Below are 15,925 nucleotides of genomic sequence, written 5' to 3'. Positions count from 1 at the left end.
CGGAACGACAGCGCTCAGACGGCGCTGTCGAGCTCCTCAAGGGTCAGGTTCTGGTTGGTGAACACGCAGATGGAGCCAGCGATGTTCAGCGCGGTTTCAGCGATCTCGCGGGCGCTCATGTCGTCGCTGCCTTTCTGCAGCAGGGCCAGCGCCGCTGCCTGGGCGAAGCCGCCGCCCGAACCCATGGCGATCAGGCCATGCTCGGGTTCGACCACGTCGCCGTTGCCGGTGATGATCAGGGAAGCGTCCTTGTTGGCCACGGCCAGCATGGCCTCCAGGCGGCTCAGGGAGCGGTCGGTACGCCAGTCCTTGGCCAGTTCGACCGCGGCGCGCACCAGGTGGCCCTGGTGTTTTTCCAGCTGCTGCTCGAAGCGTTCGAAGAGGGTGAAGGCATCGGCGGTGGCGCCGGCGAAGCCGGCCAGTACTTCACCGTGGTACAGGCGACGGACTTTCTTCGCGTTGCCTTTCATCACGGTGTTGCCCAGGGAAACCTGGCCGTCGCCGCCCATGACGACTTTGCCATTGCGGCGGACAGATACGATGGTGGTCAAGGGTCTTACTCCACACTAGCGGGGCGTTGTGCCCGAATGCAGAGTCAGATGGGGACTAGGACGGCGGGGTTCAAGTCCTGCGCCGGACGAGTAGCGCGCATTTCGCGCGCCGCCCGTCGGCGCAAGCCTTGGAGTGGCCGGGGTTCAGCGGGTCTGGCGCTGCTGTAACAGCAGGTTGCTGAAACCGTTGCCGGCGAGTTGCTTCTGCGCGGCGGAAGCCTTGGCGCGGTCGCCGTAGGGGCCGACCATGACGCGGTACCAGGTCTCGTCGCGCACCGTGCCGGATTCCACGCGGGCGTTCTGGCCCATCATGATGATCTGCGCGCGCAGGTGGTCGGCGTCGGTCTGTTTGCGGAACGAGCCGGCCTGCAGGTAATACTGGGTTGCGGCCACGGCCGGCGGCGGGGTCGGCTTCGCCGGCGCGGTGTCGGCGGCCGGAGCCTGCGGCAATGCCTGCTTCTGCGCGCTGGCGACCTGGGTCGCAGGCGGCGTGGCAGGTGTCGCCGGCTTGACCACCGCGGGCGGCGGCGGATTCTGCCCGCTCAGCGCCGCCAGGGCGCGCTGGGTGTCGATCTTTTCGGCTTCTTCCTTGGTCGCCACCACGGTCGCCGGCTGCTGCGGCTTGGCGGGCGGCGGCACGGCTTCCGGCGGCACCGCGACTTCCGAACCCGGCAGCAGGGTGTAGAAGTCGTACTTGGGCTTCACCCCGGTGGGGGCGGCCGGCTGTTGCGGCTGCACGGTGCCGGAAGGCTTGTTGGAGCCGACCACGGTCTTGGGCGCTTCGGGCTTCTCGCGCTTGACGTCGTTGCGACCCGGCTCCAGCTTCATCAGGAACATGATGAAGCCGCCGATGGCGAGGCCTGCGACCAGCCAGACCCAGCCGGGGACCGACGTCTTCTTGGCCGGGGCCTGGTAGCGGCTGGCGCCGCGCTTGGGAGCGGGTTTCTTCTTCGCCATGGGTGCTTACATGCGCTCCAGGGTTTCCAGGCCCAGCAGCTCCAGGCCCTGCTTGAGGGTACGGCCGGTCAGCGCGGCGAGGCGCAGGCGGCTTTCCTGTTGCGCCGGGTCTTCGGCAGTGAGGATCGGGCAGTGCTCGTAGAAGCTGGAGAACAGGCCGGCCAGCTCGTACAGGTAGGCGCAGAGGATGTGCGGGACACCCTTCACGGCGACGTTGTTGAGCAGGTCGGTGAACTGTGCCAGCTGCGCGGCCAGGGCGATTTCCTGCGGCTGTTGCAGGACGATCTTGCCGCCCACTTCGTCATAGTCCTTGCCCAGCTTGCGGAAGATGCTCGCCACGCGGGTGTACGCATACAGCAGGTACGGCGCGGTGTTGCCTTCGAAGCTCAGCATCAGGTCGAAGTTGAAGCTGTAGTCGCTGGTGCGGTGCTTGGACAGGTCGGCGTACTTCACCGCGCCGATACCGACGGCGTGGGCAATCTGGCGCAGGTCCTGCTCGCTGAAGTCGGGGTTCTTGCCTTTCACCAGGCTGTAGGCGCGCTCTTCGGCTTCGATCAGCAGGTCGATCAGCTTCACGGTGCCGCCGTCGCGGGTCTTGAACGGCTTGCCGTCGGCGCCGTTCATGGTGCCAAAGCCCATGTGCTCCAGGTCCATGCTGGCCGGAACGAAACCGGCGCGGCGGGCGACTTCGAACACTTGCTGGAAGTGCAGGGCCTGGCGCTGGTCGACGAAGTACAGCACGCGGTCGGCGTGCAGCACCTTGTGGCGGTAGCGCATCGCGGCCAAGTCGGTGGTGGCGTAGAGGTAGCCGCCGCCGGCCTTCTGCACGATCACCGGCAGCGGTTCGCCTTCGGCGTTCTTGAACTCGTCGAGGAACACGCACAGGGCGCCGTCGCTCTCGACCAGCAGGCCCTTGGCGGTAAGGTCGGCTACCACTTGCGCGAGGTCGTCGTTGTAGGCGCTCTCGCCCTTCACGTCGGCCATGGTCAGCTTCACGCCCAGCAGGTCGTAGACCTTCTGGCAGTGCGACAGGGAAATGTCGTTGAAGCGGGTCCACAGGGCGATGCATTTGGGATCGTTGGCCTGCAGTTTCACCACCAGCTCACGGGCGCGGTCGGCGAACTCGGGGGACTCGTCGAAGCGCTTCTTGGCGGCGCGGTAGAAGACTTCCAGGTCGTGCAGTTCGGCCTGGGCATCCACCGGTTGTTCTTCCAGGTAGGCCAGCAGCATGCCGAACTGGGTGCCCCAGTCGCCCACGTGGTTCTGGCGGATCACGGTGTCGCCGAGGAATTCCAGCACGCGGCTGACGCCGTCGCCGATGATGGTCGAGCGCAGGTGGCCGACGTGCATCTCTTTCGCCAAGTTCGGCGAGGACAGGTCCACCACCACGCGCTGCGCGGGGCCAGCCTTGCGCACGCCGATGCGCTCGTCAGCCAGGGCCTTGTCGAGGCTGGCGGCGAGCCAGGCCTGGTCCTGGAAGAAGTTCAGGAAGCCGGGGCCGGCGATCTCGACCTTGGCCACTTCCGGGCTTTGCGGCAGCGCCGCGACCAGCTTGGTCGCCAGGTCGCGCGGCTTCATCCCGGCCGGCTTGGCCAGCATCATGGCGATGTTGCTGGCGAAGTCACCGTGGGTTCGGTCCTTGGTGTTCTCCACCTGGATGTCGGGCGTCAGGCCGGCCGGCAGGGTGCCGTCTTCGGTGAGGCTGACAAGGGCTTGCTGGATCAGGTGGCGAATCGTGTCTTTCATGGTTTTCTCCGTGCTCGCGTGCATCCGGCGCGCGCGACCGGTTATCGGGCTCAGAACCGCGCATTATCCGTGGCCGGGCATGGCTTGCCAACCGCGGAGCGCTCCAAGTTCAGTCTCGCCGCTGTGCCATCCGTCGCGGCTGATGGAAGTCAATGTAGGACGGTTCCGTCGTCGTGGCAGGGTTTGTCAGAACAGATCGATGGGATCGACGTCCAGCGACCAGCGCACCTGGCGCCCGCCGGGCATGCCTTCGAGCGTCTGCAGCCAGGGCGTCAGCAGGCGGTGCAGTGGCGCGCGGGCGGTGCTCATCAGCAACAGCTGGGCGCGGTAGCGGCCGGCGCGGCGTTCCATGGGAGCCGGCACCGGGCCGAGGAGTTCCACGTCGTGGCCGAGCGTGGCCTGCAGGCGCTCCGCTTCGGCACAGGCTTCGTCGAGGAAACCCTCGGCCTGTCCCGGCTTGTGCGCCTCGGCGCGCAAGAGCGCGAGGTGCGAGAAGGGCGGCAGGCCGGCGGAGCGGCGCTCGGTGAGAGCCTGGTCGGCGAAGGCGAAGTAACCCTGTTCGGTGAGCTGCACCAGCAGCGGGTGGTCGGCCAGGTGGGTCTGGATCAGCACGCGGCCCGGCTCCTCGGCGCGCCCGGCGCGGCCGGCGACCTGGACGATCTGCTGGGCCATGCGTTCGCTGGCGCGGAAGTCGGCGGAGAACAGCCCGCCATCGGCATCGAGGATGGCCACCAGGGTGACGCGTGGGAAATGGTGCCCCTTGGCGAGCATCTGGGTGCCGACCAGGATGCACGGCTCGCCCTTGTTGATGGTGGCGAACAGGTCGCGCATGGCGTGCTTGCGCGAGGTGCTGTCGCGGTCGATGCGCAGCACCGGGTAATCGGGGAAGAGGATGCGCAGGCGCTCTTCGGCGCGCTCGGTGCCGGCGCCGACCGGGCGCAGGTCCACCGTGCCGCATTTCGGGCAGTTGCGCGGTGGCCGCTCGCGATGGTCGCAGTGGTGGCAGCGCAACTCGCCGCTGCCCTGGTGCACGGTCATCCGTGCGTCGCAGCGCGGGCATTGGCTGATCCAGCCGCAGTCGTGGCATAGCAGGGTCGGGGCGAAGCCGCGGCGGTTCAGGTAGACCAGCACCTGCTGGCCGGCGGCCAGGGTTTCCTTGATTGAACGCTGCAGCGGCATGGATATGCCCGAATCCAGCGGCAGACTCTTCACGTCCAGGCGCTGGAACTTTGGCTGGTGCGCACCGCCGGCACGTTGGGTCAGGCGCAGCAGGCCGTAGCGGCCGCTCTGGGCGTTGTGCAGGCTTTCCAGCGCCGGCGTGGCCGAGCCCAGCAGGATCGGCACGTTTTCCAGCCGCGCGCGCACCATGGCCAGGTCACGGGCGTGGTAGCGCAGGCCTTCCTGCTGTTTATAGGAGGCGTCGTGCTCCTCGTCGATGATGATCAGCCCTGGGTTCTTCAGCGGGGTGAACAGCGCCGAGCGGGTGCCGATGACGATGTCCGCCTCGCCATCGCGGGCGGCGAGCCAGGCATCGAGGCGCTCGCGGTCGGTCAGCGCCGAGTGCAGCAGCGCGATACGCGCGTTGAAGCGGCGCTCGAAGCGGCTCAGGGTCTGCGGGCCGAGGTTGATCTCGGGGATCAACACCAGTGCCTGCTTGCCGGCTTCCAGGGCCTCGCGGATCAGTTGCAGGTAGACCTCGGTCTTGCCGCTGCCGGTGACGCCAGCGAGCAGGAAGCTGTGGAAGCTGCCGAAGCCGGCGCGCACGGCCTCGAAGGCGGCGCGTTGCTCGGCGTTCAGCGGCAGTTCCGCCTGCGCCAGCCACGGGCCGTGGTGCGGCGGCACGCTATGGACGCGCACCTCCAGTGTGACCAGCCCCTTTTCCTGGAGCAGGTCGAGGCTGTCCTTGTTGATCTGCAATTGGCTGAGCAGGTCGTGGGCGACACCGTGGGGGTGCTGCTTGAGGATCTTCAGCGTCTCGCGCTGGCGCGGCGCGCGGGCCAGGCGCGGGTCTTCCTCGCGGGCGCCGGGCTCGGCATGCCAGAAGCGCTGTTGGCGCGCCTCGGCCGGGTCGCCCTGGCGCAGCAGGTTGGGCAGTGCCCAGGAAAAGGTGTCGCCCAGGCTGTGCTGGTAGTACTGCGCCGTCCAGCGGCACAACTCCAGCAGGTGCGCCGGCATCGGCGGCTCGCGATCGAGCACGGCCAGGGCCGGGCGCAGCTTGTCCGCCGGGACGTCGGAGCTTTCCACCTTGTCCACCAGCACGCCGACCATCTCGCGGTGGCCGAACGGCACGCGCAGGCGCACGCCGGGCTGCAGGCGTGTGACGTCGACCCCGCGCGGAGGCAGGTAATCGAACAGGCGGCGCAGCGGCGAAGGCAGGGCGAGACGCAGGATGGAGGGTGTGGGCACGCGACGGATTCCGGGGCGGCGGGGAGCGCTGGATGGTAGCATGGGCGATGCGACGGTCGGTCATGCCTGATCTTGCGTTGAAAGCGATCTCTGGTATGATCCACGCCCTTAATTTGCGTGCGGTGCCCGGTAAAAGATCCCGCCCGCGGTCCTTGATGGCCGTGGCTCGGCTTCTGCCAGAGACTGGGTGGCGGCACACCACCGAGAGGAAGAGACCATGAAACCGGAAATCCATCCCGCGTACGAAGACATCGAAGCTACCTGCAGCTGTGGCAACGTGATCAAGACCCGTTCCACCCTGTGCAAGGGCATTCACCTGGACGTCTGCTCCGAGTGCCACCCCTTCTACACCGGCAAGCAGAAAGTTCTGGACACCGGCGGCCGTATCGACCGCTTCAACCAGCGCTTCGCCATGTTCGGCGGCAAGAAGTAAGATCGATTTCCGGGAAAGGCCCACGATGGTTTTTCACGGTAATTCGAAAAAGGCGTCCCTTGTGGGCGCCTTTTTTATGGCCGTCCTTTTTTCCCTGGACGCCAGCGCCGCTGGTTGCCCGAAGCCTTCGTCGCCCGAGACGGTGCGCGTGGCACGGGTGGTCGACGGCGACACGCTCAAGCTGGCCGACGGCCGCAGTGTCCGCCTGATCGGCGTCAACGCTCCGGAACTGGCTCATCATGGCCGCTCCGAAGAACCCTTTGCCGTTGCCGCCCAGCGCCGCCTGCAGCAACTGGTGGCCGCCAATGACGGCGAGGTCAGTCTGGTTGCCGGTCGGCAGGGCAAGGACAAGTACGGCCGCACCCTGGCCCATGCCTATGACGCTCTGGGTAATAACCTCGAATCTCGTCTGCTCGCCGAGGGCCTGGGCTACCTTGTAGCTATTGCCCCGAATACGGATCTCACCGCTTGCCAGCAGGCCGCTGAGCGCCAGGCCCGTAGCGCCAAGCTGGGTTTGTGGAAGCAGTCACCGGTGCAGACGGCGCAACAGATTCATGACAGCGGCTTTGCAGTGGTGCGCGGCCGGGTCGAGCAGGTGCAACGCAATCGCGGCGGCCTGTGGATCGATCTTGACGGCCCGCTGGTGCTGCGCATCGAAGCCAGGCTGCTCAGGCAGTTCGACGATGCCACTCTGCGCGATCTCAAGGGGCGGCAGATAGAGGCGCGCGGCTGGGTCATCGACCGCTCCGCGCGTGGTGGCGTGAAACCCGGACAGGCGCGCTGGATGCTGCCTGTGACCGACCCGGCGATGATGGAGGTATTGCCATGAGCTTGCGCTCGTTCGGAATTCTGACCCTGCTGGCGCTGCTGAGTGTTCTCGGCGGCTGCGCCACCAACCCCGCCACCGGCAAGACTGACTTCGTGATGATGAGCGAGCAGAGCGAGCTGGAGATGGGGCAGAAGTACAGCCAGGAGATCAGCAAGCAGTACCCGCGTTACGAGGATGCGAAGCTGCAGGCCTACGTGCAGCAGGTCGGTGAGCGCGTGGCCCGCGCCGGCGACCGTCCGCAATTGCAGTACCACTTCACCGTCATCGACACCCCCGACATCAACGCCTTCGCCCTGCCCGGCGGCTACATCTATATCCACCGCGGGCTGATGGCCTACCTGGGCTCCGAAGCGGAGCTGGCCGCCGTGCTCGGCCACGAGGTCGGCCACGTCACCGCCCGGCATAGCGTCAAGCAGCAGAGCCAGTCCAGTGCCTGGGGCATCCTTGGCCAGGCCGTGGCCATCGGCACCGGCGTTGGCGCCGCAGCCGACCTCACCAACGTGCTCGGCACCGCCTTCGTGCGTGGCTATGGCCGCGACATGGAGCTGGAGGCCGACGGCCTGGGCGCCAAGTACCTGGCCCGCGCCGGCTACGATCCCACTGCCATGATCCAGGTGGTGCGAGTGCTGAAGAACCAGGAAGACTTCGCCCGCGATGAGGCCGCGCGCAAGGGCCAGGCCGCCCAGCCGGTCGGCTATCACGGCCTGTTCGATACCCATCCGGACAACGACCAGCGCCTCAAGCAGGTCATCGGCCCCGCGCAGGCCCTGGCTGCCAATAGCCAGCACGAGATCGGCGCGGAACGTTACCTGAAGGCAATCGACGGCATGCCCTTCGGCGACTCCGCTGCCAGTGGCGTGCGCCGCGGGCAGAGCTTCTACCATTCGGAGCTGGACTTCACCCTGACCTATCCGGCCGGCTGGGGCATCCTCAACCAGCCGACCGCGCTAGTGGGCTACACCGCTGACCAACAGGCCTACATCGGCATGAAGCTGGTGCCCCGGGAAGGCCAGCTGACCCCGGCGGAATACCTGCGCAAGGGCGCTGGTGGGCGGTTATCGAACGAAGAAAGTTTCCAGCAGAACGGCCTGGACGTCGCCACTGGCGTGGTACCGGGCAATCCGGCCCGGCGCGCCGCGGTGATCTACCAGAAGGACCACGCCTACCTGTTCATCGGTGTGGTCAAAGGTCGCGCCTCGCTGGAGAGCGAGGACGACCACTTCATGCAGGTCATCCGCAGCTTCCGGCCGATGCGTGCGGACGAGCAGAAACTTGCGCAACCTCGCCGGATCGCCGTCGTTCAGGTCAAATCCGGGCAGACTGTCGAGCAGTTCGCGAAGGCAGAATCCGGACCGGAAACTGACTCGATAAATCGTATACGTTTATTGAATGACTTGTATCCAACTGGTCAGCCAAAATCGGGCGATTGGCTGAAAGTCGTACGCTAGAGGTCTTGACAGCAGGGGCTTGGGCTACCTTGGCAGGTGCGGGGTTTGTGCGTATGCTCGGGCCCCCGTCTGTCCAACAAGCAACAAAAGCGGAAGTGCCCAAATGTCTGATCTCAAGACCGCTGCCCTCGAATATCACGCCCAACCCCGCCCCGGTAAACTGAGCGTCGAGCTGACCAAGCCGACCGTCACCGCCCGCGACCTGTCGCTGGCGTACAGCCCGGGCGTCGCCGAGCCGGTGCGCGAAATCGCGCGTGATCCGGAACTGGCCTTCAAGTACACCGGCAAGGGCAACCTGGTCGCGGTCATTTCCGACGGCACCGCCATTCTCGGCCTGGGCAACCTCGGCCCGCTGGCCTCCAAGCCGGTCATGGAAGGCAAGGGCGTGCTGTTCAAGCGCTTCGCCGGTGTCGACGTATTCGACATCGAAGTCGACGCCGAGAGCCCCCAGGCCTTCATCGATACCGTCAAGCGCATTTCCATCACCTTCGGCGGCATCAACCTGGAAGACATCAAGGCACCCGAGTGCTTCGAGATCGAGCGCGCGCTGATCGAGCAGTGCGACATCCCGGTCTTCCACGATGACCAGCACGGCACCGCCATCGTGACCGCCGCCGGCATGCTCAACGCCCTGGAAATCGCCGGCAAGAAGCTCGAGTCCGCGAAGATCGTCTGCCTGGGCGCCGGCGCTGCCGCCATCTCCTGCATGAAGTTGCTGGTGAGCATGGGCGCCAAGGTCGAGAACATCTACATGATCGACCGCCAGGGCGTGATCCACGCCGGCCGCAACGACCTGAACCAGTACAAGGCCGTGTTCGCCACCGAGACCGACAAGCGCACCCTGGCTGACGCCCTCGATGGCGCCGACGTGTTCGTCGGCCTGTCTGGCGCCAACCTGCTGAGCCAGGAAGACCTCAAGCGCATGGCGCCGAACCCGATCGTCTTCGCCTGCTCCAACCCGGACCCGGAAATCAAGCCGGAACTGGCCCACGCCACCCGCGATGACGTGATCATGGCCACCGGCCGTTCGGACTACCCGAATCAGGTCAACAACGTACTGGGCTTCCCCTTCATCTTCCGCGGTGCCCTGGACGTACGCGCCACCCGCATCAACGAAGAAATGAAGATCGCCGCCGCCCTGGCCCTGCGTGACCTGGCCAAGCTGCCGGTACCCAAGGACGTGTGCGACGCCTATGGCGTGAGCGCCATCGAGTTCGGTCGTGAGTACATCATTCCGAAGCCGATGGACAAGCGCCTGATTACCGTTGTCTCCGATGCTGTGGCCAAGGCCGCCATCGAGACCGGTGTGGCGACCCTGCCGTATCCGAAGCATTACCCGCTGCAGTCGGTGGAAGACGTCTTCAAAGGCTGATTCCGTCTGACCTGGAAAACCCCGCCTCGGCGGGGTTTTTCTTTTTCCGCTGAGTGAAACGAAGAGTTACCCATTAATGACTGAAGGCAGGGGCCTTCAGAGTCGTCCCGACTATGCTTCCCTGCTCATGCATTGAGGCGTCCGCTGTCCTGGAGCGGGCCGGGCGCATGGGGGAACATCATGAATCGGAGTTTGCTGGCAGTCGCCACCCTGGCGGCCAGCGCCGCGCTCATCGGTTGCGCAGGGGCACCACAAATGAGCTGGGATCGGCTGGGGGACTCGGCGCAGCGCGCCGTCACCAGCGCCGATGTCTGGGCACCGGTGGCCGGCGCGGCGGTGATCGCCGCGGGCGGCTGGGACCACAAGTGGCAGAAGTCGGCGAGCAACCACGACTGGTTCTTCGGCGGCGACGCCAACCAGGCCGCCGACCGCATGCTCAACCTGGCCACCGGCCTGAGCGTCGTCACCGCCCTGGTGGCCTCGCCCAAGGATGTGAGCACCGAGGAGAAATGGAGCTGGCGCGGGCGCAACCTGACGCTGCTGGCGGCGGATCGTTACGCGGTGACCGGTTTCGTCGAGGAGGCCAAGGAATGGTCCGGGCGCGAGCGACCGGACGGAATTCCCGATGACTCCTTCCCGTCCAAGCACACCGCCGTGACGGCCGTGCACAACAGCTTCACCCGTCGCAACCTGGACTATATCGACATGGACCCAACCTGGCGCTACACCGCCAAGGCCGGGCTCTACACCCTCGACGGGCTGACCGCACTGTCGCGCGTGGAAGGGGACAAGCACTACCCCACCGACGTGCTGGTGGGCATGGCGGTGGGTAATTTCTTCGCCAACTTCACCTACAACCTGTTCCTCGAAGGGCCGGAAAGCGAGCGCTACAACCTGGCGGTGGTCCCGGAAACCGGCGGTGGCATGAGCCTGCGCGCGGCCATGCTGTTCTGAGGATTGGCGCGGCGCCGTGGGCAGCGTCTAGTCTGAAGGCTTCTCTCCGGACGACGCCCTCGATGCCGCTGCGCCTGCTGCTGATTCTCTTGTTCCTGTGCGTTTCCAGCGCGGCGCGGGCTGGGGACGTGCTACGCATCGCTGCGGACCCCTGGCCGCCCTACGCGGGCCGCCAGCTGCCGGGCAATGGCGTGGCGGTGCATCTGGTACAAGCCGCCCTCAAGCGTGCCGGCTATGCCAGTGAATACATCGAGGTGCCCTGGCCGCGAGTGCTGCACGGCGTGGCGAACGGCGAGTACGACTTGGTGGCGGACGCCTGGTATGCGCCGGAGCGCGAGGCCTTTGCTCTCTATTCCGAGCCCTACCTGGTCAACCGCGTGCGTCTGATCAAGCGCCAGGGCTCTCCGATTACCTTCGCCAGGCTGGCCGATCTCTATCCGTACCGCATTGCCATGGTGCGTGGCTACGCCTATTCCGAGGCGTTCAACAACGACCCGAAACTACAGCGGGTGCCGGTGTTCAGCTTCGTCAACGCAGCGCTGATGCTGCAGGCCGGGCGCGTGGATCTGACATTGGAAGACGAGATCACCGCGCGCGTGCACCTCAATGGCGACCTCGCCGCGCTCAAGGGCCAGCTGGAATTCCTGCCGGTGCCGCTGGCCGAGAACGGCCTGCACATCCTGGTTGGTCGGCACAACCCGCACTCTGCGGAGATAGTTGCGGCGTTCAACAAGGCGATCCGCGAGATGCACGAAGACGGCAGCTACGACGCCTTGATGCGCGAGCACGGGCTGTAGCAACCTTGCCGAGCTTTCTGTAGGAGCGAGCTTGCTCGCGAACATCCCGAGCTCCGGAGTTGTGCTCGTTCGCGAGCAAGCTCGCTCCTACCCAGGCATCAGGCATCAGGCGGCTTCGGCCTGTTCCGCGCCGATGTCTTTCTTCAGCAGGTGCGCGGCCAGGGTACGCAGCGGCGTGAGCTGTCGGCAGATCAGCGCCAGTTGGGTCTGCACCAGGCGATGGGCGTCGTCCTGTTCCTCGGGCAGTTCTTCCAGGCGCTTGGCCAGCGCGTCTTCCTCATCGCTGTAGATAGCCACCGGGCGCCGCTCGTTGAGGCGCGTGGCGATGTCGTCGAGGCTGGCGGTCAGGCGCTCAGCAGCTTCGGTGATGAGGTCGTCGTTCACATCCGGCGGCAGCTGGTTGCGGTGCGCACCGAGGGCCGAGAGGTAGCTGAGCAGGGTGTGGGAGAGCACCAGGAAGCGGAAGCCGATCTCCGCGTCCTTCCGGAAGTGGCCGGGCTCCAGCAGCATGTTCGACAGCGTGGTGGAGAGCGTCGCGTCGGCGTTGTGTGCGTTGCGCCGGGCAGTGCGGTAGGCGAGGTCGTCGCGTTTGCCGTTGGCGTACTGCTGCATGATTTCCCGCAGGTAGCGACTGTTGCAGGCCAGCGTTCCGCCGACCAGGCGATGCAGGCTGCGCCCGTGCCAGTCAGGCAGCACCAGGAACACCGCGATGCCGGCGATCAGCGCGCCGAGCAGGGTATCGAACAGGCGCGGCAGGATCAGCCCGTAGCCGTCGCCCACCTGGTTGAAGCAGAACAGCACCAGCAGGGTGATCGCCGCCGTCGCCAGGGTGTAGCGCGTGCTCCGCGTGGCGAAGAAGGCGACCCCGGCGACCACCGCCAGCAACGACTGAATCAGCGGGTTGGGGAACAGGTCGATCAGCGCCCAGCCGGCCACCAGGCCGATCAGCGTACCGAGAATCCGCTGCACCATGCGGATGCGCGTGGCGCCGTAGTTCGGCTGGCAGACGAACACCGTGGTGAGCATGATCCAGTAGCCCTGGGTCGGGTGGATCAGATGCAGCATGCCGTAGCCGGCGGCCAGTGCCAGCGACAGGCGCAAGGCGTGGCGGAACAGCAGCGACGTCGGCGAAACCTGCAGGCGGATGCGCTCCAGCGCATCCTTGAACGAGCGTGGTGAGCGGTCCAGCAGCGTGCTGTCCTGCTCATCGTCCAGTGCGTCGGGGTTGCTTGCGCCACTGAGCTTGCGGTCCAGTGTGGTGAGGTTGGCAGCCAGTGCGCCGAGCGAGCGCAGTAGTCCGCGCCAGGCCGGATTGCCCTGCTGGCGCAGGTATTCCAGCGAGGCATTGAGATCGGCCAGGGCCAGTTCGCTGTCGTTGTAGTCGAATGGATGGCGCAGCTGGATCGCTTTCGCCAGTGCCTTGCATGCCTTGCCCTGCTGGTTGAGCAGGCGCTGGCAACGGAACAGCACGTCGCTGTGGAAGAAGGCTTCGGCGAGCTGGTTGTACGGGTAGTGTGAGGAACTGGCGCGCTCGTGGACGTCCTGGGCGATGAAGTAGAGCTTCAGGTAACGGCTGATCTTCGGGCTTGGCCGGCCGTGGGACAGGCGCGCAAGGATGGTTTCCTTGGCCTGGTTGAGCGCCACCACCACGCGGCCGTTCTGCCGCGCCAGCGCCAGGCGCTGGGCTTCGACGTCGAGCTGGCGCAGCGGCTCCAGCAGGGTCGACTTGATCTTCAGGTACTCGCCCAGTTCGAGGAACAGTTTCGCCAGGCTCTGCTGCACCGGCTGGTTGGCGAACAGTGCGTTCCACAGCACCGAGAGCAGGCCATACCAGCCCGCGCCCGCTACCAACAGCAGCGGCTCGCGCCAGAAGTCGGTCGGCGTGCCGCCGCGCTGGTCGACGCCGATCATGGTGTAGATCGACAGGATCAGTGTGGCTGAGGCGATCGCCGCATAGCGCTCGCCGAGGGCGCCGAGCAGGGTCATGGCGAAGGTCGAGAGCGCCAGCCCGGCGACGAACAGAGGCGGATAGGGGAACAGCAGTTCCACCGCCAGCGAGGCGATGCTGAAACATGCCAGGGTCACCAGCAGTGCCTGCAGGCGGCCGAGCCAATGGTCGTCGGTTTCCGCCAGGGCGCTGGCGATGACGCCGAGGAACAGCGGGATCACCAGCTCCGGCCGGCCCTGCAGCCAGCACGCGAGCATGACCCCGCTGAGGGCGACGAACACCCGCAGGCTGTAGGCGAACTTGTCCAGCGCCCAGAGGCGCCGCAGAGACTGGAGCAGTGGGGAGGAGAGCATGCGCGTGCGGGACTTCCGGATGTCTGCTGCTCAGACTAGCGGATCGCTCCGGGCGCGGCTATCGCGAGCGCGACACGCAGCTGCACTTGCTTGCCAGCCTTGGCGGAATGCTCTTTGTAGGAGCGAGCTTGCTCGCGAACCGCATGGCATCGAGGTAGCCGGTAAACGCCGTTCGCGAGCAAGCTCGCTCCTACGGAAGATCAGTTCAGAGGATGCGCGCCTTGAACGAGCGGCCCTTGATCTTGCCTTCGTTGAAGTGCTTCAGCGCCTGCTTGGCCACATCGCGCTCGACGGCGACAAAGGCCTGGAAGTCGAAGATGGCGATCTTGCCAACCTGGGTACCTTTCAGTCCCGCGTCTCCGGTCAAGCCGCCGAGGATGTCGCCGGGGCGCAGCTTGTCCTTGCGCCCGCCAGCGATGGCCAGGGTGGTCATCGGCGGCAGCAGCGGAGTGTCGTTGGCCTTGAGGAAATCGATGCGTTCCCAGTTCAGCGGCGAGCCCTGCAGGTCTTCGATGGCCTGGGCACGGCTGGCTTCGGCGGGGGTGACCAGTGACAGCGCCAGGCCCTTCTCGCCGGCGCGGCCGCTGCGGCCGATGCGGTGGACGTGGACCTGCGCATCGCGCGACAGCTCGACGTTGATCACCGCTTCCAGCGCGGCGATATCCAGCCCGCGTGCGGCCACGTCGGTTGCCACCAGCACGCTGCAACTGCGGTTGGCGAACATGGTCAGCACCTGGTCCCGCTCGCGCTGCTCCAGGTCGCCGTGCAGGGCCAGGGCGGAAATCTTGCGGGCACTGAGCTGCTCCACCACTTCCATGCACTGCTGACGGGTGTGGCAGAAAGCGACGCAGGACTGCGGGCGAAAATGCTGAAGTAGGCGTACGACGGCATCGAGGCGTTGCTTGGGATCGATCTCGTAGAAGTGCTGTTCGATCTGACTGTCGTCGTGCAGCGCTTCCACTTCCACGCGCTCGGGGTTCTTCAGGAACTTAGCCGCCAACTGGCCGATGCCATCCGGGTAGGTGGCAGAGAACAGCAGGGTCTGCCGGCGTGCCGGTGCCTGGCCGATGATATCGGCGATGCTGTCGTAGAAGCCCATGTCGAGCATGCGGTCAGCTTCGTCGAGTACCAGCGTGTTCAGGCCATCGAGTTTCAGGGTGCCGCGGCGCAGGTGTTCCTGAATCCGCCCCGGCGTACCGACCACTACGTGGGCGCCGTGCTCCAGGGAGCCGATCTGCGGGCCGAACGGCGTGCCGCCGCAGAGAGTCAGCACCTTGATGTTGTCGGCGGCGCGGGCCAGGCGGCGGATTTCCTTGGCGACCTGGTCGGCCAGCTCGCGGGTCGGGCACAGCACCAGTGCCTGGCAGCCGAAATAGCGCGGATTCAGCGGGCTGAGCAGGCCGATGCCGAAGGCCGCGGTCTTGCCGCTGCCGGTCTTGGCCTGGGCGATCAGATCGCGACCCTTGAGGATTGCCGGCAGGGCGGCGGCCTGGATCGGCGTCATCTCGCGATAACCGAGAGAGTCGAGGTTGGCCAGCAGGTCGGCCGACAGCGCGAGGCTGGAAAATGCAGAGGTGGTCACGAAGGGAGCCCGGGTGAATCCATATGGCCGCGCAGTGTAGCAGGAGAGCACCCTCAGGAGGGCTGAGAAGCTGATATGGCAAGGGTTTGAGGCCGCTCGTCAGAATTTCTTCAGGCAGTGATGAACGGTTTTTTTAAGAGATTCGCTTTCCGCAGATATTTGTCGTAGAGTTTCCGCACTGTGTTTGCATGGGTCGCCGTCGATCGTGACCTGATGCGGTCGGTTATTCCACCCCGTCCTGCTCGACTCCTTGTAACTCCTTGCAACTCAGTTCCTGGCCATTCGTGGCTAATTTTCAAAAAGTACGTTCCAAGGAGAACACCATGTCGAATCGTCAGAACGGCACCGTCAAGTGGTTCAACGAGACCAAAGGCTACGGCTTCATTACCCCGGAAAGCGGCCCGGACGTGTTCGTACACTTCCGCGCTATCGAAGGTAACGGCTTCAAGACCCTGGCCGAAGGCCAGAAAGTCAGCTTCGAAGTCGTGCAGGGCCAGAAAGGCATGCAGGCCGAGCGCGTACAGGTGATCTAAGATCCCCTGGCGTCAG

At 65.8% G+C, this 15,925-nt stretch carries 13 protein-coding genes; 7 read left to right on the top strand and 6 right to left on the bottom strand.

Annotated elements, in window-relative coordinates; genetic code table 11:
- Nucleotides 1-14 precede the first annotated feature (14 nt).
- The 4 genes from hslV to ACNFH5_RS00680 all read right to left on the bottom strand — a co-directional run bounded on the left by hslV (nt 15) and on the right by ACNFH5_RS00680 (nt 5,702).
- Entirely contained in the window at nt 15-551 is a 537-nt protein-coding gene (hslV, locus tag ACNFH5_RS00695; RefSeq protein WP_017520170.1) for an ATP-dependent protease subunit HslV, read from the bottom strand.
- A 144-nt stretch (nt 552-695) separates the two neighbouring features.
- The gene (locus tag ACNFH5_RS00690; RefSeq protein WP_416743505.1) at nt 696-1,508 is read right to left on the bottom strand and encodes an SPOR domain-containing protein; all 813 of its coding nucleotides are present in this window, start codon (nt 1,506-1,508) and stop codon (nt 696-698) included.
- A gap of 6 nt (nt 1,509-1,514) precedes the next feature.
- Complete coding sequence (gene argS, locus ACNFH5_RS00685; protein WP_416743504.1) at nt 1,515-3,254, bottom strand: arginine--tRNA ligase; 1,740 nt, start codon at nt 3,252-3,254, stop codon at nt 1,515-1,517.
- A 186-nt stretch (nt 3,255-3,440) separates the two neighbouring features.
- A complete protein-coding gene (locus ACNFH5_RS00680; RefSeq protein WP_416743502.1) occupies nt 3,441-5,702 on the bottom strand; it encodes a primosomal protein N' in 2,262 nt (753 codons plus the stop codon).
- 175 nt (nt 5,703-5,877) lie between these two features.
- On the opposite strand from ACNFH5_RS00680, the gene rpmE reads away from it, so the two are divergent.
- The 6 genes from rpmE (at nt 5,878) to ACNFH5_RS00650 (ending at nt 11,493) form a co-directional block, all read left to right on the top strand.
- On the top strand, nt 5,878-6,093 hold the full coding sequence (gene rpmE, locus ACNFH5_RS00675; RefSeq protein WP_024766509.1) for a 50S ribosomal protein L31: 216 nt from the start codon (nt 5,878-5,880) through the stop codon (nt 6,091-6,093).
- A 76-nt stretch (nt 6,094-6,169) separates the two neighbouring features.
- A complete protein-coding gene (locus ACNFH5_RS00670) occupies nt 6,170-6,922 on the top strand; it encodes a thermonuclease family protein (RefSeq protein WP_416743500.1) in 753 nt (250 codons plus the stop codon).
- Nucleotides 6,919-8,370 carry a M48 family metalloprotease gene (locus tag ACNFH5_RS00665; RefSeq protein ID WP_416743498.1) on the top strand — a complete coding sequence of 484 codons (1,452 nt, stop codon included), beginning with the start codon at nt 6,919-6,921 and terminating at the stop codon, nt 8,368-8,370. The genes ACNFH5_RS00670 and ACNFH5_RS00665 overlap by 4 nt, the downstream gene beginning before the upstream one ends.
- A 103-nt stretch (nt 8,371-8,473) precedes the next feature.
- Complete coding sequence (locus tag ACNFH5_RS00660; protein ID WP_416743497.1) at nt 8,474-9,742, top strand: malic enzyme-like NAD(P)-binding protein; 1,269 nt, start codon at nt 8,474-8,476, stop codon at nt 9,740-9,742.
- Between the two features lie 180 nt (nt 9,743-9,922).
- Nucleotides 9,923-10,696, top strand: coding sequence for a phosphatase PAP2 family protein (locus ACNFH5_RS00655; protein WP_416743495.1), 774 nt, complete (start codon nt 9,923-9,925; stop codon nt 10,694-10,696).
- Nucleotides 10,697-10,758: 62 nt separating this feature from the next.
- Complete coding sequence (locus ACNFH5_RS00650; protein ID WP_416743493.1) at nt 10,759-11,493, top strand: substrate-binding periplasmic protein; 735 nt, start codon at nt 10,759-10,761, stop codon at nt 11,491-11,493.
- 105 nt (nt 11,494-11,598) lie between these two features.
- On the opposite strand, the gene yccS is transcribed toward ACNFH5_RS00650, so the two are convergent.
- Nucleotides 11,599-13,794 carry a YccS family putative transporter gene (gene yccS, locus ACNFH5_RS00645; RefSeq protein WP_416743491.1) on the bottom strand — a complete coding sequence of 732 codons (2,196 nt, stop codon included), beginning with the start codon at nt 13,792-13,794 and terminating at the stop codon, nt 11,599-11,601.
- A gap of 205 nt (nt 13,795-13,999) precedes the next feature.
- Nucleotides 14,000-15,376 carry an ATP-dependent RNA helicase DbpA gene (gene dbpA, locus ACNFH5_RS00640; protein WP_416743490.1) on the bottom strand — a complete coding sequence of 459 codons (1,377 nt, stop codon included), beginning with the start codon at nt 15,374-15,376 and terminating at the stop codon, nt 14,000-14,002.
- A 323-nt stretch (nt 15,377-15,699) separates the two neighbouring features.
- Between dbpA and ACNFH5_RS00635 the strand changes: the two genes are divergently transcribed.
- Nucleotides 15,700-15,909 (top strand): cold-shock protein, encoded by a 210-nt coding sequence (locus tag ACNFH5_RS00635; RefSeq protein ID WP_017520182.1) that lies wholly within the window; start codon nt 15,700-15,702, stop codon nt 15,907-15,909.
- The last annotated feature ends 16 nt before the right edge of the window (nt 15,910-15,925 follow it).

This window comes from Pseudomonas sp. NY15435, assembly GCF_048068295.1.
Lineage (GTDB): Bacteria > Pseudomonadota > Gammaproteobacteria > Pseudomonadales > Pseudomonadaceae > Pseudomonas.
This window is presented reverse-complemented; position numbering and strand designations above follow the sequence as displayed.

What these genes read in the sequence shown, in the direction of transcription:
- ACNFH5_RS00690 (WP_416743505.1), bottom strand. Translation starts at nt 1,508, where the DNA reads ATGGCGAAGAAGAAACCCGCTCCCAAGCGCGGCGCCAGCCGCTACCAG.
- argS (WP_416743504.1), bottom strand. Translation starts at nt 3,254, where the DNA reads ATGAAAGACACGATTCGCCACCTGATCCAGCAAGCCCTTGTCAGCCTC.
- ACNFH5_RS00680 (WP_416743502.1), bottom strand. Translation starts at nt 5,702, where the DNA reads ATGCTACCATCCAGCGCTCCCCGCCGCCCCGGAATCCGTCGCGTGCCC.
- rpmE (WP_024766509.1), top strand. Translation starts at nt 5,878, where the DNA reads ATGAAACCGGAAATCCATCCCGCGTACGAAGACATCGAAGCTACCTGC.
- ACNFH5_RS00670 (WP_416743500.1), top strand. Translation starts at nt 6,170, where the DNA reads ATGGCCGTCCTTTTTTCCCTGGACGCCAGCGCCGCTGGTTGCCCGAAG.
- ACNFH5_RS00665 (WP_416743498.1), top strand. Translation starts at nt 6,919, where the DNA reads ATGAGCTTGCGCTCGTTCGGAATTCTGACCCTGCTGGCGCTGCTGAGT.
- ACNFH5_RS00660 (WP_416743497.1), top strand. Translation starts at nt 8,474, where the DNA reads ATGTCTGATCTCAAGACCGCTGCCCTCGAATATCACGCCCAACCCCGC.
- ACNFH5_RS00655 (WP_416743495.1), top strand. Translation starts at nt 9,923, where the DNA reads ATGAATCGGAGTTTGCTGGCAGTCGCCACCCTGGCGGCCAGCGCCGCG.
- ACNFH5_RS00650 (WP_416743493.1), top strand. Translation starts at nt 10,759, where the DNA reads ATGCCGCTGCGCCTGCTGCTGATTCTCTTGTTCCTGTGCGTTTCCAGC.
- yccS (WP_416743491.1), bottom strand. Translation starts at nt 13,794, where the DNA reads ATGCTCTCCTCCCCACTGCTCCAGTCTCTGCGGCGCCTCTGGGCGCTG.
- ACNFH5_RS00635 (WP_017520182.1), top strand. Translation starts at nt 15,700, where the DNA reads ATGTCGAATCGTCAGAACGGCACCGTCAAGTGGTTCAACGAGACCAAA.